General features: G+C 61.8%; 23 protein-coding genes. 11 read left to right on the plus strand and 12 right to left on the minus strand.

Annotated features, from left to right (window positions below):
- Positions 1-21 precede the first annotated feature (21 nt).
- The 4 genes from IPK70_07155 to IPK70_07170 all read left to right on the plus strand — a co-directional run bounded on the left by IPK70_07155 (position 22) and on the right by IPK70_07170 (position 2,759).
- Positions 22-573 carry a hypothetical protein gene (locus tag IPK70_07155; protein MBK8226937.1) on the plus strand — a complete coding sequence of 184 codons (552 nt, stop codon included), beginning with the start codon at positions 22-24 and terminating at the stop codon, positions 571-573.
- Between the two features lie 73 nt (positions 574-646).
- Positions 647-910: a hypothetical protein gene (locus IPK70_07160; protein ID MBK8226938.1), complete on the plus strand. Its 264-nt coding sequence runs from the start codon at positions 647-649 to the stop codon at positions 908-910.
- A gap of 95 nt (positions 911-1,005) precedes the next feature.
- Positions 1,006-1,440: a PIN domain-containing protein gene (locus tag IPK70_07165; protein ID MBK8226939.1), complete on the plus strand. Its 435-nt coding sequence runs from the start codon at positions 1,006-1,008 to the stop codon at positions 1,438-1,440.
- Positions 1,441-1,490: 50 nt separating this feature from the next.
- Complete coding sequence (locus IPK70_07170; GenBank protein MBK8226940.1) at positions 1,491-2,759, plus strand: hypothetical protein; 1,269 nt, start codon at positions 1,491-1,493, stop codon at positions 2,757-2,759.
- A 156-nt stretch (positions 2,760-2,915) separates the two neighbouring features.
- On the opposite strand, the gene IPK70_07175 is transcribed toward IPK70_07170, so the two are convergent.
- The 4 genes from IPK70_07175 to scpA all read right to left on the minus strand — a co-directional run bounded on the left by IPK70_07175 (position 2,916) and on the right by scpA (position 9,262).
- On the minus strand, positions 2,916-3,470 hold the full coding sequence (locus tag IPK70_07175) for a DUF523 domain-containing protein (GenBank protein MBK8226941.1): 555 nt from the start codon (positions 3,468-3,470) through the stop codon (positions 2,916-2,918).
- 95 nt (positions 3,471-3,565) lie between these two features.
- Complete coding sequence (locus IPK70_07180) at positions 3,566-4,876, minus strand: type II toxin-antitoxin system HipA family toxin (GenBank protein MBK8226942.1); 1,311 nt, start codon at positions 4,874-4,876, stop codon at positions 3,566-3,568.
- Positions 4,870-5,235, minus strand: a complete 366-nt coding sequence (locus IPK70_07185) for a helix-turn-helix transcriptional regulator (protein ID MBK8226943.1) — start codon at positions 5,233-5,235, stop codon at positions 4,870-4,872. The genes IPK70_07180 and IPK70_07185 overlap by 7 nt, the downstream gene beginning before the upstream one ends.
- Before the next feature lie 772 nt (positions 5,236-6,007).
- Positions 6,008-9,262, minus strand: coding sequence for a methylmalonyl-CoA mutase (gene scpA / locus IPK70_07190; protein ID MBK8226944.1), 3,255 nt, complete (start codon positions 9,260-9,262; stop codon positions 6,008-6,010).
- Positions 9,263-9,469: 207 nt separating this feature from the next.
- On the opposite strand from scpA, the gene IPK70_07195 reads away from it, so the two are divergent.
- The 7 genes from IPK70_07195 (at position 9,470) to IPK70_07225 (ending at position 16,610) form a co-directional block, all read left to right on the plus strand.
- Positions 9,470-10,906 carry an MBOAT family protein gene (locus IPK70_07195; protein ID MBK8226945.1) on the plus strand — a complete coding sequence of 479 codons (1,437 nt, stop codon included), beginning with the start codon at positions 9,470-9,472 and terminating at the stop codon, positions 10,904-10,906.
- Entirely contained in the window at positions 10,881-11,846 is a 966-nt protein-coding gene (locus IPK70_07200) for a hypothetical protein (GenBank protein MBK8226946.1), read from the plus strand. The genes IPK70_07195 and IPK70_07200 overlap by 26 nt, the downstream gene beginning before the upstream one ends.
- A gap of 114 nt (positions 11,847-11,960) precedes the next feature.
- On the plus strand, positions 11,961-13,349 hold the full coding sequence (locus IPK70_07205) for an MATE family efflux transporter (GenBank protein MBK8226947.1): 1,389 nt from the start codon (positions 11,961-11,963) through the stop codon (positions 13,347-13,349).
- A 226-nt stretch (positions 13,350-13,575) separates the two neighbouring features.
- Positions 13,576-13,737 (plus strand): hypothetical protein, encoded by a 162-nt coding sequence (locus tag IPK70_07210; GenBank protein ID MBK8226948.1) that lies wholly within the window; start codon positions 13,576-13,578, stop codon positions 13,735-13,737.
- Between the two features lie 7 nt (positions 13,738-13,744).
- A complete protein-coding gene (locus tag IPK70_07215) occupies positions 13,745-13,987 on the plus strand; it encodes a hypothetical protein (protein ID MBK8226949.1) in 243 nt (80 codons plus the stop codon).
- 216 nt (positions 13,988-14,203) lie between these two features.
- Positions 14,204-16,255 (plus strand): DUF3857 domain-containing protein, encoded by a 2,052-nt coding sequence (locus tag IPK70_07220; protein ID MBK8226950.1) that lies wholly within the window; start codon positions 14,204-14,206, stop codon positions 16,253-16,255.
- Positions 16,140-16,610 (plus strand): DUF2569 domain-containing protein, encoded by a 471-nt coding sequence (locus IPK70_07225; protein ID MBK8226951.1) that lies wholly within the window; start codon positions 16,140-16,142, stop codon positions 16,608-16,610. The genes IPK70_07220 and IPK70_07225 overlap by 116 nt, the downstream gene beginning before the upstream one ends.
- On the opposite strand, the gene IPK70_07230 is transcribed toward IPK70_07225, so the two are convergent.
- From IPK70_07230 to IPK70_07265, 8 genes are all read right to left on the minus strand, one after another.
- On the minus strand, positions 16,607-17,341 hold the full coding sequence (locus IPK70_07230) for a shikimate dehydrogenase (protein MBK8226952.1): 735 nt from the start codon (positions 17,339-17,341) through the stop codon (positions 16,607-16,609). The two genes, IPK70_07225 and IPK70_07230, sit on opposite strands and share 4 nt — an antisense overlap.
- Entirely contained in the window at positions 17,338-18,303 is a 966-nt protein-coding gene (locus tag IPK70_07235) for a DUF368 domain-containing protein (protein MBK8226953.1), read from the minus strand. Before IPK70_07235 ends, IPK70_07230 begins: the two co-directional genes overlap by 4 nt.
- 4 nt (positions 18,304-18,307) lie before the next feature.
- Complete coding sequence (locus tag IPK70_07240; GenBank protein MBK8226954.1) at positions 18,308-18,622, minus strand: hypothetical protein; 315 nt, start codon at positions 18,620-18,622, stop codon at positions 18,308-18,310.
- 58 nt (positions 18,623-18,680) lie between these two features.
- Positions 18,681-19,466 carry a DUF3471 domain-containing protein gene (locus IPK70_07245; GenBank protein MBK8226955.1) on the minus strand — a complete coding sequence of 262 codons (786 nt, stop codon included), beginning with the start codon at positions 19,464-19,466 and terminating at the stop codon, positions 18,681-18,683.
- Positions 19,409-20,185 carry a beta-lactamase family protein gene (locus IPK70_07250; protein ID MBK8226956.1) on the minus strand — a complete coding sequence of 259 codons (777 nt, stop codon included), beginning with the start codon at positions 20,183-20,185 and terminating at the stop codon, positions 19,409-19,411. The genes IPK70_07245 and IPK70_07250 overlap by 58 nt, the downstream gene beginning before the upstream one ends.
- Before the next feature lie 74 nt (positions 20,186-20,259).
- On the minus strand, positions 20,260-21,123 hold the full coding sequence (locus IPK70_07255) for a lamin tail domain-containing protein (protein MBK8226957.1): 864 nt from the start codon (positions 21,121-21,123) through the stop codon (positions 20,260-20,262).
- Positions 21,124-21,137: 14 nt separating this feature from the next.
- The gene (locus IPK70_07260) at positions 21,138-21,542 is read right to left on the minus strand and encodes a TfoX/Sxy family protein (GenBank protein ID MBK8226958.1); all 405 of its coding nucleotides are present in this window, start codon (positions 21,540-21,542) and stop codon (positions 21,138-21,140) included.
- 63 nt (positions 21,543-21,605) lie between these two features.
- Positions 21,606-24,188, minus strand: a complete 2,583-nt coding sequence (locus tag IPK70_07265; protein ID MBK8226959.1) for a metallophosphoesterase family protein — start codon at positions 24,186-24,188, stop codon at positions 21,606-21,608.
- Positions 24,189-24,231: the final 43 nt, after the last annotated feature.

Genomic DNA, 24,231 nt, shown 5'->3' on the forward strand with positions numbered 1-24,231 from the left:
ATCAGAAAATGAGATGATCTGATGATGAAGCCCATCGCTGCAATTGTTGGGCTTCTCATGCTCACCATACAAGGTCGTGGTCAAGTGAATATTGCGCCGACGATTGGGGAGAATCCGGCCTTCGACACCTTAGCCACGCGATACGACCGCAATGAGATCAGCGTGGACACGACTTGGGCAATGAGCGATTCGGTCTGGGCGGCTTTGCTATTGATAGGTGATGCCGATAGTATTCAAACGGACCAGGGCTGGTTTCAGATGGGCGGCGTGTGCGCGTTCAGCTCCCTGATGACCCTGGATCCGCACAGTGGCCGGATCATGGACTACCGTGAGATCCATTCCGCGTGTGATGTCGACCAGTCAAACCGTGACGAGATTTACGAGGACCATCGCGTTCTGACTTCCAGCACGGTCGAGGTGATTTCATCAAAGGCCCATTACCCTGATGGTTCAGATGAATGGGATGAGTTGATTCCGTTTGCGACGCACTGGTACAAGGTTCTGAATAATGGGAACATAGCCGCCGTGGGTGGCGGGCTAATCACCGAGCCCACTCTCTGGAAGGCGAGGTAGTTGGTTCCGACTGGTAGGCTCTACTGTTCATACGTAATACGAACGTATGTTTGCCGTATAAACCAATCGTGCCATGGACGCCAAGCTCACCCTCAGTTTCGATGCGGACGTGGCCGAACGGGCCAAGGCCTTCGCCGAGGCGAACAACATCAGCCTCTCGCGGCTCATCGAGTTCATGCTGAGCAAGGTGACCGACCAGCGCTACCGCAGTCTGGATGCGCTGCCCGTGAGCGATTGGATCAGCCAGGTGGCCGAGGGCGAAGCGACCTATGTGCGCAAGAACGCCGCGGATAGGGATGTGAAGAAGGATTCCCTGGCGAGCCGGAGAAAGAGATAGAGAGACTCACACAGGGGCGCAGAGGACGCAGAGTTGGTTCCTTGGCTGTATTTCTCCGCGTTCTCTGCGCCTCTGCGTGAGACAGCATTTCCCCCATGCCCCCCAAGCGCATCTTCCTCGACGCCAACGTCCTCATCACGGTGCTCTGCAATGAGTACCCGCGATTCGGTGCGTGCGCCCGCGTGCTGAGCCTGGCCGACGACAAGCGTTTCGAGGTCTACACGTCACCGCTGTGCCTGGCCATCGGTGCCTACTTCGCGGAGAAGAAGAACGGGAAGAAACCGGCGCGGAAGAAGATCGCGTTGCTGGCGGAGAAACTGAGGGTCACCACCATGGGACCGAGGGCCGTGGAGCGCAGTATGGCCGATGCGCGGATCACGGACATCGAGGATGGCTTCCAGTATTTCTCGGCGGTCGATGCGGGCTGCACCTGCATCGTCACCTACGACAAGCGCGACTGGTCGTTCGCCAAGGAACCTGTGCTGGCGCCGGAGGACTTCCTGCTGAAGTACGCCTTGAAGAAGTTGTGAAGTCCGTTCACATCCATGGGTCCTCCCCGATGTTGCCGAAAGCGCCCGACATGATCCTCGTCCGTACCACCATCCTCTTCTCCTTGCTTGTGCTGGTCGGTTGCTCTGCCGGTTCAGGGTCGGATGCCACGAACACGAGTGCCATGGACGACGAAGCAGGCCAAGCGCAGGATTTCACCGAAGGCAAGGACTACTTGGTGCTGGAGCGCGTGCGCTTCATGGATACGCAAGGTTTCGAGCAGCCCGCCGAGGCCTTCAGCATCCTGCTGCCCAAGGGCTGGGCCTACGAGGGCGGCGTGACGTGGAAGGGACTGAACGAGTGCCGTGGCGAGATGATCGCTGCGAAGTGGAGCGTGCGGTCGCCCGATGGTGCCATCTCTTACACCGTGCTGCCGAATCACAGCTGGTCCTCGGCCAGTGATATGATGATGATGCAGAGCCTGCAGATGCAGGCGCAGCAGGGCGGCTGCGAAGTGGGCGGTCTCATGGATGCCGCCGGCTACCTGCGTGAGGTGATGGTCACGCGCGAACTGCAAGGCGCTACGATCACTGAGGTGAAGGAGAACGTCGAGGTGGCTCGGGAGATGGAGCGCATGGCCGCGCAGACCAAGGCGGCCTTTGAGCAATGGGGCGGCCAGGCCACCTTGCAGCCCAGCGCGATCATCGCCCGGCTGAAGTGGAGCGATGGCACCGAAGGGCTCGCGCTCGTCTCGGTGCTGAACGTGATCAACGTGTCGCAGAACATGTACACCGGCGAGTATCAGCAGCTCACCAACAGCAATGCCAGCGAGCGGAGCATCCTTCGCTTTCCGGCCGACCGCCGAGATGAGGCCGAGCGCGTGCTGGCTTCGATCAAATCGAGCTACCGCACCAATCCCCAATGGAAACAGGCCGTGGAGGGCTATTTCGCGCAGTTGCGCCAGCATCAGGACCGAATGCATCATCAGCGCATGGCCGCCATCGATGCGCAGACGGCCGCCAACACACGCGCTCACAACCAGCGCATGGCTGACATCCAGGCCCAGGGGGCTGCCAGCACCGCGCGTTACAACGAGCGCATGGGCGCCATGGACCAGCAGATGCGCAGCTGGGAACAGCAGCAGTCTTCGCAGGACCGGCAGCACACGCAGTTCGTCAAGGCCATCCGCGAGGTGGAGACCTGGAACGATGGAAGCAATGGCCGCGTGGAGCTCAGCAGCGGATATGATCATGCTTGGAGCCGCGGCGACGGGAGCTACATCCTCAGCAACAGCCCGAATTTCGATCCCAGCTCGGCGTTCCAGGACCAGAATTGGAAACCGATGCAAATGGAAGAGTAGTGATCGAGAGCGTATCGCTGGTCAATGAACAGTTAGAGGCCACCGCGATTTCGTGGTGGCCACTTCAGCATGACTTAACGAGGGTTGAACTATGCACGTAGCGAATCTGGCCGCCGCGGCAGTGGCCCACCGATAGAAGCCGGGCCTAGGTGCTGCCTAGGAATTGAAGTAGCTCTGGTACCACTCCTTCTCCCAATGGTCGCGCTCATCGGAGAGGGTGTGCGTGCCGTCGAGCAGGTCGCGGAACATCCGTAGGGAGCGGTCGTCGCGCTGCGAGATCACCGGGATGCCCGCACGGATCAACGCCGCCGCCGCCACACCCGGACCTTGCTGGTAAACCTTGTCCGTCGCGAAGCGCGAACCCAGGTAGGTCACCGTGCTGCCGCAGGCGCCGCTCACATCCATAAGTACTGCCAGGTCCACTTTTTCGCGAATGGCACGTTCGCGCATCTCGTACGCGGCCTTCACCATGCCCTCGGTCCAGTCGGTGCCGTCCTCCGCTAGCGAACGGGCCTTGCCGTCCAATACGTCGAAGCCGTTGCCGCCATGGCTGTCGGGCGTCATCCGTGGTGTTCCGAAGGAGAAGTCCTCCGGGCAGAACCTCACCAGCCGCACTTCCGGACGCACCAGCCACGAACGCAGGGGTGCGTGGTCGCCGTTGGTGCTGCCGTCCACCCCGCAATGGATGCCGCCAAGGCAGGCGCTCATCATCACCACCAAGGGATCTTCAACCGTTGGCCGCGGTCGCTTGAAGAATGATGAAGGCGGAAGATGTGCCGGGCGTTCCATGTTTGAACCGATGATGGTCAAAGTTTGGTCAAGTGCAGCTTCCCGATCACTTCCACCTGCTTGGCGTTCACCTCGGCCTTCTTCGCGAAGGTCCTCCACTTTCGCACGCCCGCCTTCACCTCGTCGATGATCGCATCGGCCTTCTTGATGTTCATCTCCTTCGCCACGACAAGCAGATCGGCGCGCGTGATGCCCAGCCGCTTGCCGTTGATGCTCAGCTGGTGCTGCTTCAGCCATAGGCTGTCGGGATTGTAGGCGAAGGTCACGTCGTAAGCGGGGGCCAGGTGCCACTCGCCCTGCGGGTCCATCAGAAAGGAGATGTTCTTCGTGTGGTCGTCGTGGTTGCGGGCAATGGCGTTGAAGCACATGCGACGGAACAATTGCGCGGCATCCGGGTAGGGCAGGCCCAGTTGGCGCATCACCCCGAACGCCTGCTCGTAACTGTACGACACCGGATCGTTGTAATCCATGTGCGCAATGCCGCAGAGCGTGGCCATGTGCAGCTTGTGGACCTTGCCCTTGGCGTCGCGCACCCGATCGAAACGCTGGGTGAGGAAGTGCGCGCGGCCGTGCTCTTCCAGCAGCCGACAAGGCATCATCTCCACGCCGCAGGCCACGGCCATCAGGTGGTACGCGTATTCGATCCGACCGAAGCCTTTGGGATCACGAAGCTCGTCAGCGGTCACGCCATCGAACTTGATCAAGCAGTAGGTGAAGCCCTCCAGCCCTTCGATCTGCCCGCTGCGCACCTCGCCCGTCTTCGCGTTGTAGGCCACGATCGCCTTTGCCCGCGCGCCACCCGCCGAGGTGCCCACGCGGATGATGTCCAGCAGTGCCTCCTCCTTGCCCTTCGACTTGCGCGTGGCGAACTGCTTTCGCGTGTCCAGCACCTGACCGGCCACTTTTACCAGTTCCTCCACTTCCAACGATTCGCCCGGGGCCTCCAACTCGTGGTGCGCCGGCTCGAATTCCAGCGCACCCATGCCCCGCACACCGGTGTAGCACAGGCGCTCCACGGGGTTCGCCGTGCCCGGCTGGCGGCCCTGGCTCATCAGCCATGCGTTCATCAGCTGATCGCCGAATCGGTCGGGCAGACTGTCGGCCAACAGGCCTGGCAATCCGCGGAAGGTCTCGTCGCGCAGATTGCCGAAGGCGAAGACGTGCTCGCCGCCGTTCGCCTCGCGCAGCGGCATCATCAGCGGGGCCACGTCCAGCCGGCCGCGCGAGAAGGTGCGGTCGTACTGGAACTCCGCACGGTGCTGCTGGTCGTTCCACACCACCAGGCCCACGGGCTTGCCCCACAGCTTCACGGTCGCGTGCGTTACCATGTGCTCTTCGGTTTGGGCGGGCGGACATCCGGCTGCTTGCGCCCCGCGCGTTTGCGTTGCTTCTTCAGGTACTTCTCCTGGGCCTCCACCAGCATGTAGGGCGTGGGCTGCGGCTCCTGGTGGAAGGCATCGAGCAGTTCCAGCCGATCCATGGCGCGCATCACCTGCACCAGGGTTTGCAAGGTGGCGGCGCGACCAGCCTCCAGCTTCACCACGGTGGTGCGGTCCAAGCCCGCGCGCTCGGCCACCTCGGCCTGGCTCTGGTTGCGCTCCAGCCGCATGCGCCGCAGCTCCTTGCCCAGTTGCGCCACCACGGCGGCGTCCTTCATGCCCTTCCAGTTGATGTTGCTTGCAGCCATCGTAAACGGTGTTTCAGTTCAATAACGCGGCTTTCACCCCACAATGATACGCCTTTTCTCTGGTTCCGTTACATCTAAATGATGCCCATGAGCATCATATAGGCAACAAGTTGCTAACAGTGATGCCTTAGAGCATCACTATATGTGCCGCCCTGAGCTTGCCTTGGGCGGAGCCGAGGGACCGAAGGGTGAGAGAGTGAGAGGGTGCGAGGGTGGGCGTTCCGGCGCCAAATGCGCGCCGTCGGGCCATTCGCTACAAGTCCTCGCTCGTTCCTCGCTGTGGGCTTTCCACTGCTGTCCCTAACGCGAAATGCGCGAGCCTACTGTTATCCCCTACGTAATGTCCAGAGCCAAAGAATGGAAACGGTTAAGCCGATCAGGGATATCCACTTCCTGATGAAGTAATCCACCTCACTGATGTGCCCCCATTTGGCAACATTGACCTTCGGGTTCCATCGATCACCTTCCGATACGCGGTCGATGCCAACAACCTCTCCTTTGGCTACCATGTAGTCATACATCGTTCGGTAGTCATCGTTCCACTTGTTGTGTTCGCCAGTAACGTATATCTCACTTCGATCCAATCGATCGAGGGTGTCGAGAAGTGGACTATTGAGTTTCCACGACCCGAGAACAACGCGATAGTCAGGGCAAGTGCATGCGAGGGCTTTCAGAACTACTGTATTGGTTGACAAGACACCCATCTGCCATAGTAGCGATCCTCCCAATCCAAGAGAGAAGATCAGTATAGCGAATGCAATTCGGCGTTTAGTCATTTCCTCGTAGCAGAAAGCGCCTCAATGATCCCCTTCGCCGCCACCGGTATCCGCGTCCCCGGCCCGTACACATCGAAGCAGCCGGCCTGTTTGAGGAGGTCGTAGTCGTTCGGCGGGATCACCCCACCGGCCACTACGAGGATGTCGGGGCGCTTGTAGGTCTCGCGCAGCTCTTTGATCACTTCGGGCACCAGGGTCTTGTGGCCCCCGGCCAGGCTGCTGATGCCCAGCACGTGCACGTCGTTCTCGATCGCCTGCTTGGCCACTTCCTGCGGGGTCTGGAACAGCGGACCGATGTCCACGTCGAAGCCGATGTCCGCGAAGCTGGTGGCGATCACCTTGGCGCCACGGTCGTGACCGTCCTGGCCCATCTTGGCCACGAGGATGCGTGGGCGGCGGCCTTCTTGCTTGGCGAATTCATCGGCGAGGCGCATGGCCTCCTTCATCTCGGGGTCCTGCATGCTTTCGGCTGAGTAAACACCGCTGATGCTGCGGATGGTGGCGCTGTATCGTCCGTAGGCTTTCTCAAGAGCGTCGGAGATCTCTCCGAGGGTGGCTCTGTGGCGGGCGGCGATGACGGCGAGTTCGAGGAGGTTGTTGTAGAACTCAGGTCTTTGGTCCGAGGTCTTAGGTCCAAGGCCTGATGGGGAATCACCATCAGGCCCTGGACCTTGGACCATAGACCTCGTACCCTTGGCCGCTTCCGTCAACGCTTCCAAGGCCTCCTTCACCTTCCCCTCATCCCTCACTTCCTTCATCTTCTTCAACCTCGCGATCTGCGACTCCCGCACCGCGCTATTGTCCACTTCGAGCAATTCCATCTTCGTCTCATCCTCCGTCACGAAGGAGTTCACGCCGATGATCCTGTCCTTGCCGGTGTCGATGCGGGCCTGGCGTTTCGCGGCGGCTTCCTCGATGCGCATCTTGGGCAGACCGGTCTCGATGGCCTTGCTCATGCCGCCGAGTTCTTCCACTTCTTTGATCCGCGCCCAAGCCTTGTGCACCAACTCGTGCGTGAGGCATTCCACGTAGTAGCTGCCGCCGAGCGGGTCGATCCACTTGGTGATGCCGCTGTTCTTCTGCAGGTAGAGCTGCGTGTCGCGCGCGATCTTGGCGCTGAAGTCGGTGGGCAGCGCGATGGCCTCGTCGAGCGAGTTAGTGTGGAGCGATTGCGTGCCGCCGAGCACGGCCGCGAGCGCTTCCACCGTGGTGCGCGCCACGTTGTTGAACGGATCCTGCGCGGTGAGACTCCAGCCGCTGGTCTGGCAGTGGGTGCGCAGCGCGAGGCTCTTCGGACTGGTGGCGCCGATCTCTTTCAGCAGCTTGGCCCACAGCAGACGGCCCGCGCGCATCTTGGCCACTTCCATGAAGAGGTCCATGCCGATGCCCCAGAAGAAGCTGAGGCGGTTGGCGAACTCGTCCACCTGCATGCCAGCCGCGATGCCTGTGCGCACATACTCGATGCCGTCGGCGAGCGTGTAGGCGAGCTCCAGGTCAGCAGGTGCACCGGCTTCGTGCATGTGGTAACCGCTGATGCTGATGCTGTTGAACTTGGGCATCTTCTTCGCGCAGTAGCTGAAGATGTCGCCCACGATGCGCATGCTGGGGCCCGGCGGATAGATGTAGGTGTTGCGCACCATGAACTCCTTCAGGATGTCGTTCTGGATGGTGCCCTGCAACTGTTCCGGCGGAACGCCCTGTTCCTCGGCCGCCACGATGAAGAAGGCCATGATGGGCAGCACAGCGCCGTTCATGGTCATGCTCACGCTCATCTTGTCCAACGGGATACTGTCGAAGAGGATCTTCATGTCCTCCACGCTGCTGATGGCCACGCCGGCCTTGCCCACATCGCCCTTCACCCGCGGGTGGTCGCTGTCGTAGCCACGGTGCGTGGCCAGGTCGAAGGCGACGCTAAGGCCCATCTGCCCAGCGGCGAGGTTGCGGCGGTAGAAGGCGTTGCTCGCTTCGGCGGTACTGAATCCCGCGTATTGGCGGATGGTCCACGGACGGATGGCGTACATGCTGCCGTAGGGTCCACGCAAATAGGGCGGGATGCCGGCGGCGTAGTTCAAATGCTCGAATCCCTCGGTGTCGACGGGCGTGTAGAAGGACTTGAGGGGGATCTCTTCTCTGTTCGGGAGCCCAGCCACTGGCTCTTGGCTGCTGGCTGCTGGCTGGGCAGCGCTTTCCCGATCGGTCAGCGCTTTGACCAATGTGGAGGTGATCTGTTCGACGGTGTAGGATCCACCGATGGGATCGGCCACACGCCCCAGGAAGCTCTCGTCGCGCAGCAGGTTGTGGATGTTGCGCACCACGCGGCGGGCTAGTGCATCTCCTTCAGGCAGCTTCGGCGTGCGGATGGTGAGGCCATCGCAGCCACCGAGAATGCCGGAGGTCGCTTGCAGAGTGGCGCGGATCACATTGTGGTAGGGTGAATGTCCTTCCGGTTCGGGGTAGGGGTAACTCACAACGGCCTGCACCCAGGTGTTGTGCGAGCAGTCGTGCGCGGGATGGAAATCGGCCACCACGCCTGCCCAGGCTTCGCGGAAAGCGCGCAAGCGAGCGGCCTCAACGAAAAGGTCGTCGCCGAGCACCAACCGGAACTGGAGGCGTGCGCAGGCGTCATCGACAGAAAGCCCCGCGCCGATCATCTCCTGCAAGCGCTCGCGGCCACGCTCGATCGCCAGGGCGGTCATGGAGTTGCCATGCCGCTGATCATCCACTTCGTCCAGCCGAACGCGCGGATAACCACGAAGTCGCTCATTCACCGCGACCAGTTCATCGGTCCGACAGGAGAGGTAAAGGCTCAGCTCCGCATCCGGCACGCCCTGCTTCTTGGCCTCGGCCAGCAGCCACTCCAGGTCTTCTCGCGAGCCCAGCGGGATCTGCAGGTCGATCGCACCGAGCAGCACGCCCTTCAGCATTTCGCGCAGGCCGGTCATGTCGTCGCCGGTGATGCGCACGGCATCCGCGCCGCCCATCAGGGCCTCGAGCAGGCGGGCGTTGGCATCCGGCTCCCACGGGCCGGCTTCGATCCCGGCGCGCCAAGCATTTCCCGAGCGCTTCCCGCCACGCCGCCGAATGCCAGCAGGTTCGCCATCGGATGCCACGTGGAAGGGTGGGAGCAGGGCGCCCTCCACGCTCACATTGAGCGTTGATGGGTCCTTATCCTTGAGTTCCTTCTTGATCACGGCTTCCCAATGCTCCCGCGTGACGGGCGGGAAGGCGCCGAAGAGTTTGTCGTGAGGCATCGGCGCGAAGATCGCGGTGCGGCTCGAACGTGGGACCGCATAGGCCACGGATTCGTCCATTCTGGTTCAGGCAAGCAACCGGTGGTGCGCCGTTGGGATGCGGGGTGGGAAACAAGCGTGATGCGTGCCGCGGCCGCCGGCGCATCGGGCGGAAAGAACAGTGGCCATGATGCCCTAGCGCCTTCCGCCTTTCCTTCGCTGCGGTCCATGCTCTTCAACTCGTTCGCCTTCGCGCTCTTCCTGCCCATCGTGTTCGCGGTGTACTGGTGGGCCTGCCGGTCGCTGCGATCGCGGAATGGCCTTGTGCTGCTCGCCAGCTGGTTCTTTTACGCATGGTGGGATTGGCGTTTCCTCGGGCTGCTCATCCTGAGCACGGCCGTCGATTTCTTCCTGGGCCTGGCGATATCCCGCACGGAACGGGGAATTCACCGCAAGTGGCTGCTCGGTGCGAGCATCGGGCTCAACCTGGGTTTGCTGGGCTTCTTCAAGTACTTCGATTTCTTCATCGAGGGCCTGGCGGACGTGATCGCCGCTTTCGGGATGCAGCCGCACCTGCCGGTGCTCAGCATTGTGCTTCCCGTGGGCATCAGCTTCTACACCTTCCAGACGCTCAGCTACACCATCGATATCTACCACAGGCGATTGGCGCCCACTGGCGATTTCGTCGCGTTCGCGGCTTTCGTTTCCTTCTTCCCGCAACTGGTGGCCGGGCCCATCGAGCGCGCGGCCAACCTGCTGCCCCAGTTCCAGCATCCGCGTGCATTGCAGCTTGATCGCGCCAAGGATGGCCTTCGGCAGATGCTCTGGGGTTTCTTCAAGAAGATCGCTGTGGCCGATGGCCTGGCACCTGTCGTCGATGGCATCTTCAGCGGTGAGACGGCCACGACGCCGGGCATCACGCTCTTCTTCGGAGCCTTCTTCTTCGCGTTCCAGATCTATTGCGACTTCAGCGGTTACAGCGATATCGCGATCGGCTGCGCGCGCCTGTTCGGTTTCAGCCTCAGCCGGAATTTCAACTATCCCTATTTCAGCAGGAGCCTTGGTGAGTTCTGGCGCCGCTGGCATATCAGCCTCAGCACCTGGTTCAGGGACTACCTGTATATCCCGCTGGGCGGCAACAGGGGAGGGCGCACCAGGACCTTCTTGAACAGGCTGGTCACCTTCGCTGTGAGCGGCTTCTGGCATGGTGCCAACTGGAGCTTCGTTGGTTGGGGCATCGCGCATGGGATGCTGCATCCTGGGGGATCCCGTGCGCCAAGGATGACGGGCAGGAATCGAACCCTATCTGAAGTGCCCGGGCTTCGCGACCTGCCAGCGATCATGTCGACCTTCCTGATCGTCACGCTCACTTGGGTGCTCTTCCGCTCGAGCAGCTTGAGCGAAGGGGGGCAATACCTATGGAGCATTGCGTCGAATGCGCTGCAAAGCCCAGGAGCGCTCATGCTGCACTTGGGCCGTGAGGAGATGATCCTGTTGATCGCCATGATTGCCATTGAGTGGCGCGCGCGCACCCAGGAGCATGCCTTGGCCGCCTTGCCTCATAGCGCCATCGTGCGCTGGGCGCTTTACCTCTTCATCACGCTCATCACTTTGTCGCGGTTCGACCTGCGCACGCAACATGCCTTCATCTATTTCCAGTTCTGAGGGGCGTATCGCGCTGCACCTGCTCCTGCGCATGGCGGCTTTCGCCCTCCTGGTGCTCTGTGCACTCGTGCTGGGCTGGCTGGCGGGAGTACCGGGCACGCGCGTTGATTACCTCGGGGCGCTGCGTGCGAAGGAGCAGCGCCTTGCCGCACTAGGTTCGCCCAAGCTCGTGGTGGTTGGTGGCAGCCATGCGGCCTTCAGTATCGATAGCGGAGAGCTTGAGCGCGCCGCTTGCAAGCCGGTGGTGAACATGGGCGTGCACGCGAGCCTCGGTTTGCGCTTCATGACAGAGGAAGTAGTGGGTCAATTGGGCAAGGGCGACCTGGTGGTGGTGGTCCCGGAATACACCCTGTTCGACCGTAAAGAGGTGATCGACGATGTGCTCTACCAGGCCGTTGATCGATATCCGTCAGCGCTAAGGCATATGGCCTGGTGGCAGCGGCCGAAGGTGCTGGCCTCTGCCTTGGTGATGCGCTGGCGGGCCTTGGTCCGCAGCTTGATCGGACGGGATTCCACTTCCGAGGATGACGTTTACAGGATGAGCGGTTTCAGCGAGCGCGGCGATCTGATCAGCCACTTGGGTTTGCCGCGCAAGGCGGATGCGGAGATGAAGCACGCGGCTGTGAGCGGCGAGCTTGGGCCCGATTTCATGCAAGCGGTCAATCGGCTGCAGGTTGCTGCTGAATCCGCCGGTGCACGCGTGGTGCTCACCTGGCCCGGTGTGGCGGTTTCGGTTTTCCCTGGTGAGAAGGCCGATCTGCTCCACCGGGCGCTCATAGCGGAAGGCATTGATGTGATCGGCGATCCTGAGGCCTGCGCGGTTCCGGATAGCTTGGTCTTCGATACGCCTTACCATCTCTCCGCCGGGGGCAGGCGCCTTCGCACCGATCGGCTGATCGAAGATCTGCGGGCTTCTGGCTTGGGTCGTGTCGAGCCGTGAAATGGCGCCTGCATCGGATAGGAGCGAATCCTGTTGCGCATCCTCTTGGGTTCCTTGACCATCTTCGCCGCCCGTTCGCTGCACCGACTTCGGTGAGCATCCGGTTCTCGGTTCATGCTCCGCAGGCTTATCAAGATCTTCCTTGAGTCCCTCAACAGCGAGGAGCGCGACTATACGGCCATGGGCGTGCGCCGCGCCATCGTGCTGCTGAGCATCCCGATGATCCTGGAGATGGGCATGGAAGCGCTGTTCGCCTTGGTCGATACTTTCTTCGTGAGCAAGCTCGGCGACGTGGCAACGGCCACTGTAGGGCTCACCGAGACATTGATGGTGCCGGTATACTCGATCGCCTGGGGATTGGGGATGGGCATCACGGCGGTGGTGGCGAGGCGCAGCGGTGAGAAGGACAAGGAGGCCGCGCGCGTGGCGGCCGGGCAGAGCCTGTTCCTGGCACTCATGATCGGCGTCGCGCTGGCCTTGCCATCGGCGTTGCTCGCACCGGAGCTGCTGCATCTCATGGGGGCCGCTCCCGAGGTGATGGAGAGCGCGGTGCCCTACGCGCGGTTGATGCTCGCCAGCAACCTTGTCGTCACCTTGCTCTTTGCCATGAATGCCGTGTTCCGCGGTGCGGGCAATGCGGGCATCGCTTTGCGAACACTGCTGCTCGCCAACGGCATCAATTGCATCCTCGACCCGCTCTTCATCTTCGGCATTGGTCCGTTCCCCGATCTCGGCGTCCAAGGCGCCGCCGTGGCCACCACCATCGGCCGAGGCATCGGTGTGTGCTACCTGCTCTGGAACCTCTTCAAGGCAGGCGGTGCCTTTGCCGTGGTCCTGCCCGATCTGCGACCTGTTGCTGCGATCCTGGGCAACATCATCAAAGTCTCCCTCGGCGGCATCGGGCAATTCCTCATTGCCAGTGCGAGCTGGATCTTCCTCGTGCGCATCGTGGCCGATTTCGGGACGGCTGCCGTGGGCGGCTATACCGTGGCTGTGCGCGTGATCATTGTCGCGCTGTTGCCCGCCTGGGGCATGGCCAATGCAGCCGCTACGCTCGTGGGTCAGAACCTTGGCGCCCAGCAGCCAGACCGCGCGCAGCGCAGCGTATGGCTCTGCGGGCACTACAACATGGTGTTCATGGTGCTGGTCACTTTGTTCTTCTGGATCGGTGCACCGTGGATCGTCTCGTTCTTCGCGCAGAGCCCGGAAGCCGATGCCACGGCGATCACGGCCCTTCGCATCGTGAGTTGCGGCTACTTCTTCTACGGCTACGGCATGGTGCTCGCGCAAGCGTTCAATGGCGCTGGCGACAGCCTCACGCCCACTTGGCTGAATGCCATCTGCTTCTGGGCCATCGAGATACCGCTGGCCTACCTGCTCGCCATCATCGCTGGTTTGGGTCCAGCGGGCGTCTTCGCTTCAGTGGCCATCAGCGAGAGCATCCTCGCGGTGCTCAGCGGCATGCTCTTCCAGCGCGGCCGGTGGAAGCTGGCGCGGGTGTGAGCGATGTGGGTTGCGCGGGTTGAGAATTGAGCCTTCTTCCAGAAGGACGGTTGAGGGTTGGCCCTTCGCGCATGCAGGAGTCAGTTGGTGTTCATGATCGCTTCAGCCACCGGAGACGCTACTTTCGAGCATCGGAACAACCCTCAGCCTTTCGTTGTTTCAACCTGCAAGCCCGAACCTGCTCAACCTTCAGGCTGCAACCCCGAACCTCCAACCCCGGCCAAACATGTTCCTCAAGCGCCTGTTCTACTACCTGAATCCGCTCACGCTCTTCGGTAAGTCCAACCCGGACTACAGCCTCCGCTTCATGCATGGCATCAACCGGATCAGCATCCTGCTCTTCCTGTTGTGCGTGACGGTCATGGTGGTTCGCGCGCTCAGTAAGTGACTCGATCATGCTGGAGGCCGAATTCATCAGACTGGATCGCGTGCGCCGCTTGGATGCGGTGCGTGCGGAGGGCGAGTACCTCGGATCGCGGGTTCATGGGGGCCATCGCGTCCATCTGTACCGCATGGATGGCTTCTTCTGCGAAGTGTGGATGCGCCTGGGCTGGGACCAGGTGGAGTGGATCGAAGTGGCCCGCAACACCGAGGTGCTCAGCGAGTACGTGAGGCTTGACCTGAAGGACCTGCGTTGATTCAACCGGATTCCTCCACCAGAACGCTTGCACGGAACGGATGCAACGTTCTCGATCACTTGGAATTCTACCTTCCGCCATGATCAATTTGCGTTGGGTCGCTTCCTTGGCCTGCCTATCGATATTGAGCGTTTCGGCGCAGATCTATCGGTTCGGGCCGCCACCTGATTGGGTGGACTTGCTCAACATTGATGGACTAGCCATCTCGGATACTTCTTGCACGAGCGGGGAGAGGAGTTCCTGCTACAGGACAGGCAATCGCATCTTGGCCGAGATGAGTTCTGCTTCCGATTGGTTACGCGGCTGACCTCGTCAGAAGGGGTGCAGAATGGGTCGCAGGTGTCGATACGGATCGACCCTTCTTACCAGCGCTTAGTCATCCATCACATCGCTGTGATACGCGACGGGGCGGTGATTCTGCACGCAACGCCATCAAGCGTTCGGGTACTGCAACAGGAGCCCGATCTTGCGATGCACCTCTATGATGAGAATCGGACGATAGTGGTTGACCTGCCTGGTGTACGGAAAGGGGATTTGATTGACCAACTATACACGACCAAGGGCGAGAACCCTGCGCACCAAGGCAGGTTCAGTGCCCATTACCAGATGGGGTACGGTGTGCCTATCGGCCGCGATCGCGTTCGACTGGTCATTCCCACTGATCGATCAGTCGACTACAGGGAGCATGATGTTGCGGGCCTGCGCAAAGTGCTCTCGCTTGCTGGGGCGGAGGAATGGATGTGGGACCGAGCGCAGGTGCCATGCACCCGGTCGGAAGACCGGACGCCGGGCTGGCACCGGACCTTCCCATCGCTCGAAGTGAGTGAGTTTGGGACGCTGGAGGACCTGCGTCAATGGGCCATCGGCCTCTATGACATCGACCGCAGCCTTAGCGGGCAGTTGGCCGATGTTGTCAGGGAATTGAAGTCCGTACGCGACCCGCTCGCGCGGATTGATAGCGCGGTGCACCTGGTGCAGCGTGAGGTTCGCTATCTCGGCCTCGAGGACGGCATCAGCGCATACAGGCCGCATCCGCCCGCTCAGGTGCTCCACCAGCGCTTCGGTGATTGCAAGGACCAGTCGCTCCTACTGGTCACGCTGCTCAATGCAATCGGCGTTGAAGCGTGGCCTGCACTGGTGAACACCAACGAAGGCCGTCGATTGCCGCAAAGCCTTCCCAGACCCGGCCTCTTCGATCACTGCGTCGTGCTCCTCAGGCATGCCGGCCAGGAGTACTGGATCGATCCAACTCGAACCCATGGCATGGGATCGCTGAAGGAGCGCACCGTACCGGACTTCGCATACGGATTGGTACTTGATGAGAAGCGAAGCGGATGGTCGGCCCTGCCGTACCTGCGCCGGGGTGCGGTGGAATTGGAAGAGCGCTTCACCTTGGACTCGATCGGAGGCGGGGCCATTCTGGATGTACTCACTGTTTACCGTGGCCAGCAGGCCGACATGCAACGTGCGCACTTGGCCGGCAACAGCCTGGCGCAGGTCGGCAAGAGCTACCTCGACTTCTACAGCAGGCAGTACGGCGGGGCCACCGCCTTGGGTCCGATTAAAGTCACGGATGATCCGACTGCGAACATCTTGAAGGTCGCTGAGCGCTATTCGCTGATGGACCTGTGGGAAGGCCCCGATAGCACAGGGGTTTACGTGCTCAATGCGGAGGCCACCTACCTGCGCGACGTCGTGTTCACGAGCAACGTCCGGTTCCGGGCCACCCCAATTGCACTCAGCTACCCATTCGAGGTGAGGCAGCGAATCATCCTCAAGATGCCGGAGCCGTGGTCCGTTGAAATCCAGCCGAAGGAGATCAACGGATTCGGAATACAATACACTCAGGCAACGCGGGCCTTTGCTGATACCGTTCTCGCCGAGTTCTATTACAGCTCGGATAGCCTGAGCGTAGCTGCAGAGGATTCTCCAGCTTTCCATGACCAGCAAGAGCAGATCATGGATGATCTGGGATTCGTGCTGACCTATGGCGGCGAGGTTGACGGGCTGATCGTGCGCCAACGCTGGGCAATCGCCGCGATCCTCCTCTTCGTCGCCCTGGCGATCTGGGGCGCTATCGTGCTATATCGGTTCGATCCCCCCAGGCAAAGCCGACGCACTTGGCATGCCGACGACAGCCATTGGCGGGTGGATGGTGCTGCCTGCGATCGGATTGATCCTGAGCCCTTTCAGGGTGATGTTCGACTTGCTGAGCGATTGGCCCGACTTCATCTACAGCCCCGTGTATGCGAGCTATGTGGCGGTTGAAGATCCGAGCCTGTATCAGCTCTATTGCTACTTCTCGCAGGCTATGAACATCGGTGTTCTTACCGTGTGCATACTGGCTAACCTTCTCTTCTGGAGCCGACGGACGAGCTTGCCCCGTATCATGGTGCTGTTCTATGCGATGAACTTCCTCAATCTGTTCATCGACCTTATGGCCTACGACTTTTTCGATCTACGGGCGGTTACTGGTGAGGCTTATGGTGCGAAGGATGTGGTGCGCGCATTCATCGGTGCTGCCATCTGGATTCCGTACTTCCTGGTCTCATCCCGCGTGCATACCACCTTCCGCAAGCGCTACGATGGCAGCTTCGATGGTCAGGCTCCCGGGCAGATCTAGACCCCGTTCCAGATCCGCCAGCTCGCTTCAGCCTGAGCATGCAGCATGTCGAGCCCATTAGCGATCACGGCGCCGCGATTCCTCCCTTCTTTCAGGAATCCCGTCTCGACCGGATTGTACACCAGATCGATCAGCACGTGCTTTCTCCCTATGGCTTCGTACGGAATCGGCGGCATCGATTCTACATCCGGGTGCATGCCCAGCGGCGTGGTGTTGATGATGAGCGTGCATACATCCACCACGATGGGCTCCAGCAGGTCATAGGTCATGTCACCGCGTTCCCGGCTGCGGCTCACCACCCGGAACTTGATGCCTTGCTCGCGCAGCGCGAAAGCCACCGCGCGGCTCGCTCCGCCACTGCCCAGCACCAGTGCGCGCGGCTTCTTCTTGTTCAGGAGCGGGAGCAGCGTCTGGCGGAATCCCTCCACGTCGGTGTTGAATCCGGTGAGCCGGTCGCCTTCGATCTTGATGGTGTTCACGGCGCCCACTGCGGCCGCTAAGGGGTCGATGGCATCGAGCAACGGCATAACGGCCTGCTTGTATGGGATGGTGACATTCAATCCGCGCAATCCCGGCGTGGCGGCGATGAGCGTGCGCAGGTCTTCAGCGCGCTCGATCCCGAAGAGGTCGTAGCGGTGATCGGCGAGTCCCGCGCGCTGGAATTTCTCCGTGAAGTAGCGCTGGCTGAAGGAGTGGGAGAGGGGCTTGCCGATGAGGCCGTATCGGATCATGCGCGCGGAGGGGCGAATCGCTCGAGCACGAGCAGCAGCGATGCGCCGACCAACGCGAGCACCACGGCGCCTAGTATGTGCGGGTCCTTCGCGGTGATGCCCAAGGCGGTGTCGATCTCGGTGATGGTGGCGTAGTCGCCCGGCCAAACGCTGCGCGTGATGAAGGGCTCCAGGTGCTCATCGGGTCTGCCAGCGTGCACCACGCGCGTGCTGAGCACCTGCTTCCACGGCCAAACGATGTAGAGCGAACCGAGCAGGAAGCCGGTGAGGGTGGCCACGGTAAGGTCGTGGTGGCGCTGGAACATCCAATTGAGCAGGCGTGAGAAGGCCATGAGCCCGAACAGGCAGCCCGCTCCGAAGACAGCGATCACCGGTAGATCGAAGGTCTTCACGGCCGTCATCACGGGCAGGTAGGCGCCCATGAGCAGCAGGATGAACGACCCACTGATGCCCGGCAGGATCATGGCGCAGATGGCGATGGCGCCGGCCATGAAGTAGTAAGGCAAGGTGTCGCTCGCGGTGCCCGGCTCAGCCAACCCGATGTAGAGCGCGATGCCCGCGCCTATCAGGAGGCCAACGACAGGCCCAGCACCCCAGCGCTTCACCAGGATGCCGCAAAGCCAAACGCTGGCCGCGATCAATCCGAAGAAGAAGCCCCAGATGAGCACGGGATGCTCCGTCAGTGCCCAAGTGATGGGGCGCACGAGCAGGAGGATGCTGGTGCCGATGCCTGCGACGAGCGTGACCAGGAAGTCGGCGTTGGCCTGCTGCCACGCGCCTTTGAGCCCGCCTTGCCGCAAGGCCTTGAGCGTATCCGGGCCGATGCCCTTGATCGAGCGCAGCAGTTCCTCATAGATGCCGGAGATGAAGGCGATGGTGCCGCCGGAGACCCCGGGCACCACATCGGCAGCGCCCATCGACATCCCTTTCAAGAAGAGCTTCACCCGCTCGCGGAGATTCATCATGTCAATCGCAATTCAACGGTTCCACCTCCGCGCTCCACGCCTGTATGCCGCCCTTGAGGCTCATCAGTCCGCTGAAGCCGTAGCGCGATTCAAGGGCCTGGATCACAGCGGCCGAACGATTGCCGCTCCTGCAATGGAGGATCACGGGCACATCGCGCCGGATCTCATCCAGCCGCTCCACCACCTCGCCCATAGGGATCAGCGTGCCGCCGATGCTGCACGCCTCGGCTTCATAGGGCTCGCGTACATCAATGAGCTGGTGCGGTGTCCCGCTCGCGCGCATCCGCTTCAGTTCCGAGCAATCGATCTCGATCATGCCGTGATTCTTCGCTTGCGCAAGGATAGTGTCCAGCGGCACTCCCGCCGGTTGCCCACTAGCCCTTCCGTTTGAAATCGAGCTTGTGGAAATGGAAATCGGGGCTGTGCAATTCGATCCGGAATCCGCTGACCTTGTGGTCGGCATCGAAGCTGAAGGTGATGTAGCCGGGCTCGAGGAAGGGGTCCTGGTGCTGCCACTGGAAGGTGTCGAAGTGCCAATGCGAGAGCCCGCCGGTGAAGAGCTCGGGCGCGGGCTTCAGCGAGAGGGAGAGCTTGCCGTCCTTCTCGGTGATCACCGCATCGCCGTAGATCTTGTCGGTGTAGGTGCCCGTGAATGCCGCAGCGGGCAGCGAGGGCTTCGTCTTCGGCGTGCGCGCTGAGAGGCGATCGGCAACGCGCTTGGCTTCGCGCTCCTGGCGCTTGGCGAGCCGAGGCAGCATGTCGGCCACCGGATCGGCCTTGCCATCGCCCAGGTAGAGGTCGAGGATCTCGGCGGTGATGGCGAACACGCTGTACGATTCGCCGTTGCCGAGGCAGATCACCGCGAGGTCCTTATCGGGCGCCACCGCATGGTTGAGGATGAAGCCCGGCATGCCGCCGCTGTGCGTGATCACCGTTTCGTTGTGGTCCGATTCAAGGAACCAGCCGAGCGCAGCGCCATCGCGTCGCCCGCCCATGGGCAGGTGCATGGCCGTGATGCGGTTGTAGCTGGCCTGACTGAGGAACGCCTTGTCTTTCGCCTTGCCCTCATCGGCCCACATCGCATCCCACTTGGCGAGGTCGTTCACCGTGCTGAGCACCCCGCAGGCGCCATCGGCTCCGCGCAGCGCCTGGTAAGGCATGCTCTTCTGCGGCGATGTCGGATCCCTTGTCCCTTGCGCACGTGCGGCAAGGCCACATCGCTCATGCCGGCCAGGTCGGCGGTCTCCACGCGGCTGCGCTCCATGCCCAGCGGCTTGAAGATGCGCGTGGTGATGAACTGGTCCCAGCTCATGCCGCTCACCTGCTCCACCACGCGCGCAGCTGCGATGTACATGAGGTTGCTGTACCCGAACTGCGTGCGGAAGGGATAGGTGAAGGGCTCGCTTGAATGACGGGCGAGGATCTCATCGGGCGTGTAAGCCGTGCCGTACCAGAGCAGGTCGCCATCGAAGGTGCCCCAACCGGCGCGGTGGCAGAGCAGGTCCGAGATGGTCATCTGCTCCGTGATGAAGGGGTCGGGCGTCCTGAAGGCGGGCAAGTGCTTGCGCACGGGATCATCGAAGCTCAGCTTGCCTTCATCGGCGAGCAGTCCGATGGCGCACGCCGTGAACGCCTTGCTGATGCTTGCGCAATAGAACACGCTGTTCGGGGTGACGGGCTCGGGCTTGTCGATGTCGAGCTTGCCGTAGCCCTTGGCGAACACCAATTGCCCGTCCTTCACGATGCCCACCGCGAGGCCGGGTTGATCGAAGCTGATGAGGGCATCGGCGATATAGGCGTCGAGGGCCTTCAGGTCAGGTTGCTGGGCATGCAGCAGAAGCGGCAGTGCGAGGAAGGAGAGGAGTGCGTGGCGGATCATGGGACAAGTGTAGCCATCGCGCTTCAGCCCAGCGCAGCAGGAAGTGCTGCCCGGTTCGCGCTGCACCGGTGCGGTCAGGGCAGGATGAAGCGGCGCAGCTCCTGGCGCGTGGGTGTGCTGAGGCGCACCAAGAGCAAACGCCCGTGCAGCCCGCTGAGGTCCATGTGCCACGAGGCGCGGGGTGAATCGGCTTCGCGCTCTGCGATGAGCGCGCCATGGGCCGTGAGCAACTGGAAGGTGATCGGTTCCGATGCGTGGTTGCTGTCGAAGGCGAGCAAGCCTTGGCCATCGGGCGTTGGCATAACGATGAAGGTCGAGTTCTCCGAGCTGTTCTCGAGCACTGATATGTCGATGTCGCAGGCCAAGGGATCGATCACGTTGGTCGTGCCCGGTGTGCTGCACATGCGCTGGAAGTCGGTGTTGTTGTCCTGCGTATCCGTTCCATCAGGATAGCGGCCGATGCTGATGCCGTTCGCGAGGTTGGTGTCCTCGTTGGTAGAGCCTGCACCCTCTGCCTGGCCCGGCAGTGTTCCAGCGTAGCTGAGCACGTCCATCACCAGCGGAGTTGGATTCTCGGTCCACACCAATGCGATGGCGTCCATGGGACCGTTCTGGATCAGGTTCGTGGCGGGGCTCACGACGGCGTTGCAATTCGTCGTGCTGGCATTGGCGCAGATCACGAAGAATGAGCCTGAGGCGAGCACGGGCCAAGCCCCGTTGCTCAGGCTTGCGTATTCGGCCGCACTGCCCGATGCGCCGTTGTGCATCACGACGCTCAGGTTCGAGAGATCGAGCACGGAAGGGCCGGTGTTCAGGATCTCGATGAACTCGGCGTTGTCGGTGCCGGGCTGGTCGTAGTCCACTTCGTTGATCACCAGTTGGGCGCTCGAAGGGAAGGTCAGGAGCCCGAGTAGGAGTGGGGCGATTGGCTTGCTCATGGTCTTGTCGGATTCTACTTCGATCGGGAGCGGATGGTCTTCTTCGGCGCGGCCTTCACGGTCTTCTTCATCGGCTTCTTGGCGCCTTTGGCGGGCAAGGTGCCGATGTGCGCGAGGCTGAGTTTCACCCACCGGCCCAGCGAGCGCTTGTCACCAACGGCATCGGCGTCCACGAACACGAAGCCCTTCATGTTCTTATGCCCGAAGGTCATGGGCTTGGCGCCCGGCCATTGCAGCACCTCATCGTGGCGCTCCGGGTTGAAGCGCGCCATGAAATCGCCCTTGTTGGTGATGCCCACGCTCATGTGCCCCTTCACCATGAAGGCCACGCCGCCGAACATCTTCTTGTGCTCGGGCTTGGCGCCTTCGGCGATAAGGGCATCGTGGATCCGTTGCTCGAAGAGGGGGTCAGGTGCCATGCAGCCAGCGGATAGAGTGATGACGGAACAGCCTATTCTGCAACGAATATCGTATTCGTCCGATCACGGCAATTGCTCCACCCGCGTCGCCGTGGGCACCGATCCGCCGATGTTCACCAGGATCGGGTCTCGGTCGTTGGCCTCGCCGGTGTACTTCACCTCACCGTTCAGGTTTATATCAGTGGCCTCATAGCCTTGCGCCGTGTTCGTGGGAACCGAGCCTCCGATGCGGAACAGCACCGGGTCGCGGTCGTTCCCTTCTCCGGTGTACTTCAACAGGCCATCCACCGCGCTGTTGCCGGCCCACAATACCATGGCACCATTGACGGATTTGCGCGCATCCGTTCCCCACGTGGCCATTGTGCTGCTCTGGAAATCCAGCGTCAACGCATCGCGGTTCAGGAACACGGGCTGCTCTGTCATCGCTCCGAGGTGGTTGCGATGCCGCACGGCCACATGGTACTGATTGACAGGAGCCGTGAATAGCAGCGGCGAGACGCCGTCCGTATCCACGATGTCCCCGTCGCGCTGCACCAGCGCGGATCGGGAGGCGAGCACGGTGGATGGCGCGGCCTTATCGCGCAGCTCCACGAAGACCCAGTCCACGATCGCGTTCGGCCCGGAGACGGCGAGCACCGGTGCCGCAACGGTGCCCAGGCCACCTTCGCCTACGAGCGGGAAGATGCCGGTGTGCGGCTGCGAGAGCGGGATCAGCGAGGCAGCGCGCAGGTCATCGCGCATCAATCCGGAGCCCGCGTCGTACGCGCCTTCGAGCATGACCTTGGCGGCAAGCTTCACGTGCGTGGGGTCTTTCACGATATCGAAGCGGTCGACGATGGTACCGTGGTCGTTGAGGAAGATGGCCTGCAAAGAGGTGCCGTTCACGTCGATCACCATCGATCCCAAGTGAGCGGCGGTGCTCATGTGCATGACAGGGTGGTTCAGCGTGCCACCTGATTCCTTCTTCCCAGAGACCCCGCACACCGTGTACACCGTGCCTGTCTGTGGTGCAAGATCTCCGGGCTTCTGGTACGCACCCGGCCCCAGCGCGCTGCCGCTGGTGGTGTTCAGGCCCATGGTGGCCGTGTTGTAGGTGGTGGAGATGCCGTGGTGCCCGTTGATGAGGAACGAGCGCTGGTAGTTGTGCGTGTGCCCGCCGAGCACCAGGTCCACTCCGCCGGCTTCCAGTACCGGCAGGAAGTTCTCGCGCATGTCCTTGAGCAGGCCGCCACTCGCGGCCGGGTCGTCCGAATCATCCGCACCCTTGCTGTAAGGCGGATGGTGCCAGTACGCGATGATCCATTCGCTGCGCTTGCGGGCTTCGATGAGGTCATTCGTGAGCCAGACGGCCTGCGCCCCGGTCGGTGAGCGTGGGCTGTCGTAGCTGTCCAAGGAGATGAAGTGCACGTTCCCCACATCGTAGGAGAAGTAGGCCTCGCTATTCGATGCGACTCCACCGGCCTGCCCATTCCTCGGCAGGGCGAAGAGATCGAAATACGGACCCGTCCCCGTGGTGGCATCCGCTCCGGAGTAATAATCGTGATTGCCCGGTGCTGGGTACAAGGGAGTGGTGCGGAGCGTGGCTTCGTACATGTTCTCGAACACTGCGGGCTGGTGCTCGGCTTCGGTGCCCGATTCGTAGGCGTTGTCGCCGAGCCAGAGCCACGCCTGCGCCGTGGTGCTGCCCATGTGGTTCAGGTAGGCATCGCGCACGCGGCGCTGATCCGCGTTGGCCGTGCCGTGATCGCCGAGCACCCAGATGCGGATCGGCTCGGCCACGCCAGGCAATGGCGTTGTGCGCACGAAATGCTCCACGTCGTCGCCTTCGAGGTCGCCGCTGCTGGTGCCGATGGCGTAGTAGTAGGTGGTCGAAGGCTGAAGGCCGGTCACGGTGACTTCATGATCCAAGGTGCTGGCCGAGACATTGGTGACTTGATCGAGCGCGCCGGTCGTGGTGCCGTAACGCACGCGCGCATTGGTTTCGGTGGCGGTCCTCCACTTCAGCACGAAGCTGTTCGAGGTCACGATGTGCTGGTAAGGGCCGCGCGTGAGGCTCGGTCCCGTATCCACGCCGACCACCTTCAGGTCGAAGGTGAGGTCGCTGCTGCTCGCTGCGTTCTGGTGCACCTCCACGGCGATCACGTTCGTGCCGGATTGGAAGAACGACGATGCTATGGTGACGGTATTGTTCGCGGATTCGGCCGGGCTGGAGATTGAGGTCGAGGCCAACGTGGTGTAGCCGATGGTCCCGGTGGGCATGTTGTTGCGCGCCACCTCAACGCCATTCACGTAGATCACCAGGCCATCATCGCGGCGGAACTGCAGTTGGTAGCCGGAGAAGGCCGCAGCATTCGCCAGGTTGAAGCTCTTGCGGAAGTAGGTGGTGATGTGCTTGGCGGAAGCATTGGGGCCGTAGCTCACCACGGTGCGCTCGTCGTCATCGCCATAGCCGAACTCGCCGAAGCCCGTGGCCCAGGTGCTCTCCGCCGGGAACACCGAAGCGCGCCAGGCCGTGCCCTGGTTGCTGCCATCGTCGAGGTACTTCCACGCGCTGTTGAATTGGACGAGGACGATGTTGGCGGGGGCGGATGCCGAGCAGATGATCGAGGCCAGGCAGAGCGAACGAATGAGAACTTGAGCGTGCATGCGGTGCAACTAGGAAAGGCGGGAGCACCAAAGTAGGGGGATT

This window comes from Flavobacteriales bacterium, assembly GCA_016712535.1.
Classification (GTDB): Bacteria; Bacteroidota; Bacteroidia; order Flavobacteriales_F; family PHOS-HE28; genus PHOS-HE28.

Coding starts and splice junctions, on each gene's coding strand:
- scpA (MBK8226944.1), bottom strand. CDS start 9,262: ATGCCTCACGACAAACTCTTCGGCGCCTTCCCGCCCGTCACGCGGGAG.
- IPK70_07215 (MBK8226949.1), top strand. CDS start 13,745: ATGCTGGAGGCCGAATTCATCAGACTGGATCGCGTGCGCCGCTTGGAT.
- IPK70_07175 (MBK8226941.1), bottom strand. CDS start 3,470: ATGATGAGCGCCTGCCTTGGCGGCATCCATTGCGGGGTGGACGGCAGC.
- IPK70_07185 (MBK8226943.1), bottom strand. CDS start 5,235: ATGGCTGCAAGCAACATCAACTGGAAGGGCATGAAGGACGCCGCCGTG.
- IPK70_07255 (MBK8226957.1), bottom strand. CDS start 21,123: ATGAGCAAGCCAATCGCCCCACTCCTACTCGGGCTCCTGACCTTCCCT.
- IPK70_07165 (MBK8226939.1), top strand. CDS start 1,006: ATGCCCCCCAAGCGCATCTTCCTCGACGCCAACGTCCTCATCACGGTG.
- IPK70_07210 (MBK8226948.1), top strand. CDS start 13,576: ATGTTCCTCAAGCGCCTGTTCTACTACCTGAATCCGCTCACGCTCTTC.
- IPK70_07235 (MBK8226953.1), bottom strand. CDS start 18,303: ATGAATCTCCGCGAGCGGGTGAAGCTCTTCTTGAAAGGGATGTCGATG.
- IPK70_07240 (MBK8226954.1), bottom strand. CDS start 18,622: ATGATCGAGATCGATTGCTCGGAACTGAAGCGGATGCGCGCGAGCGGG.
- IPK70_07265 (MBK8226959.1), bottom strand. CDS start 24,188: ATGCACGCTCAAGTTCTCATTCGTTCGCTCTGCCTGGCCTCGATCATC.
- IPK70_07180 (MBK8226942.1), bottom strand. CDS start 4,876: ATGGTAACGCACGCGACCGTGAAGCTGTGGGGCAAGCCCGTGGGCCTG.
- IPK70_07245 (MBK8226955.1), bottom strand. CDS start 19,466: ATGCCTTACCAGGCGCTGCGCGGAGCCGATGGCGCCTGCGGGGTGCTC.
- IPK70_07230 (MBK8226952.1), bottom strand. CDS start 17,341: ATGATCCGATACGGCCTCATCGGCAAGCCCCTCTCCCACTCCTTCAGC.
- IPK70_07205 (MBK8226947.1), top strand. CDS start 11,961: ATGCTCCGCAGGCTTATCAAGATCTTCCTTGAGTCCCTCAACAGCGAG.
- IPK70_07225 (MBK8226951.1), top strand. CDS start 16,140: ATGGTGCTGCCTGCGATCGGATTGATCCTGAGCCCTTTCAGGGTGATG.
- IPK70_07155 (MBK8226937.1), top strand. CDS start 22: ATGATGAAGCCCATCGCTGCAATTGTTGGGCTTCTCATGCTCACCATA.
- IPK70_07170 (MBK8226940.1), top strand. CDS start 1,491: ATGATCCTCGTCCGTACCACCATCCTCTTCTCCTTGCTTGTGCTGGTC.
- IPK70_07160 (MBK8226938.1), top strand. CDS start 647: ATGGACGCCAAGCTCACCCTCAGTTTCGATGCGGACGTGGCCGAACGG.
- IPK70_07195 (MBK8226945.1), top strand. CDS start 9,470: ATGCTCTTCAACTCGTTCGCCTTCGCGCTCTTCCTGCCCATCGTGTTC.
- IPK70_07200 (MBK8226946.1), top strand. CDS start 10,881: ATGCCTTCATCTATTTCCAGTTCTGAGGGGCGTATCGCGCTGCACCTG.
- IPK70_07250 (MBK8226956.1), bottom strand. CDS start 20,185: ATGATCCGCCACGCACTCCTCTCCTTCCTCGCACTGCCGCTTCTGCTG.
- IPK70_07260 (MBK8226958.1), bottom strand. CDS start 21,542: ATGGCACCTGACCCCCTCTTCGAGCAACGGATCCACGATGCCCTTATC.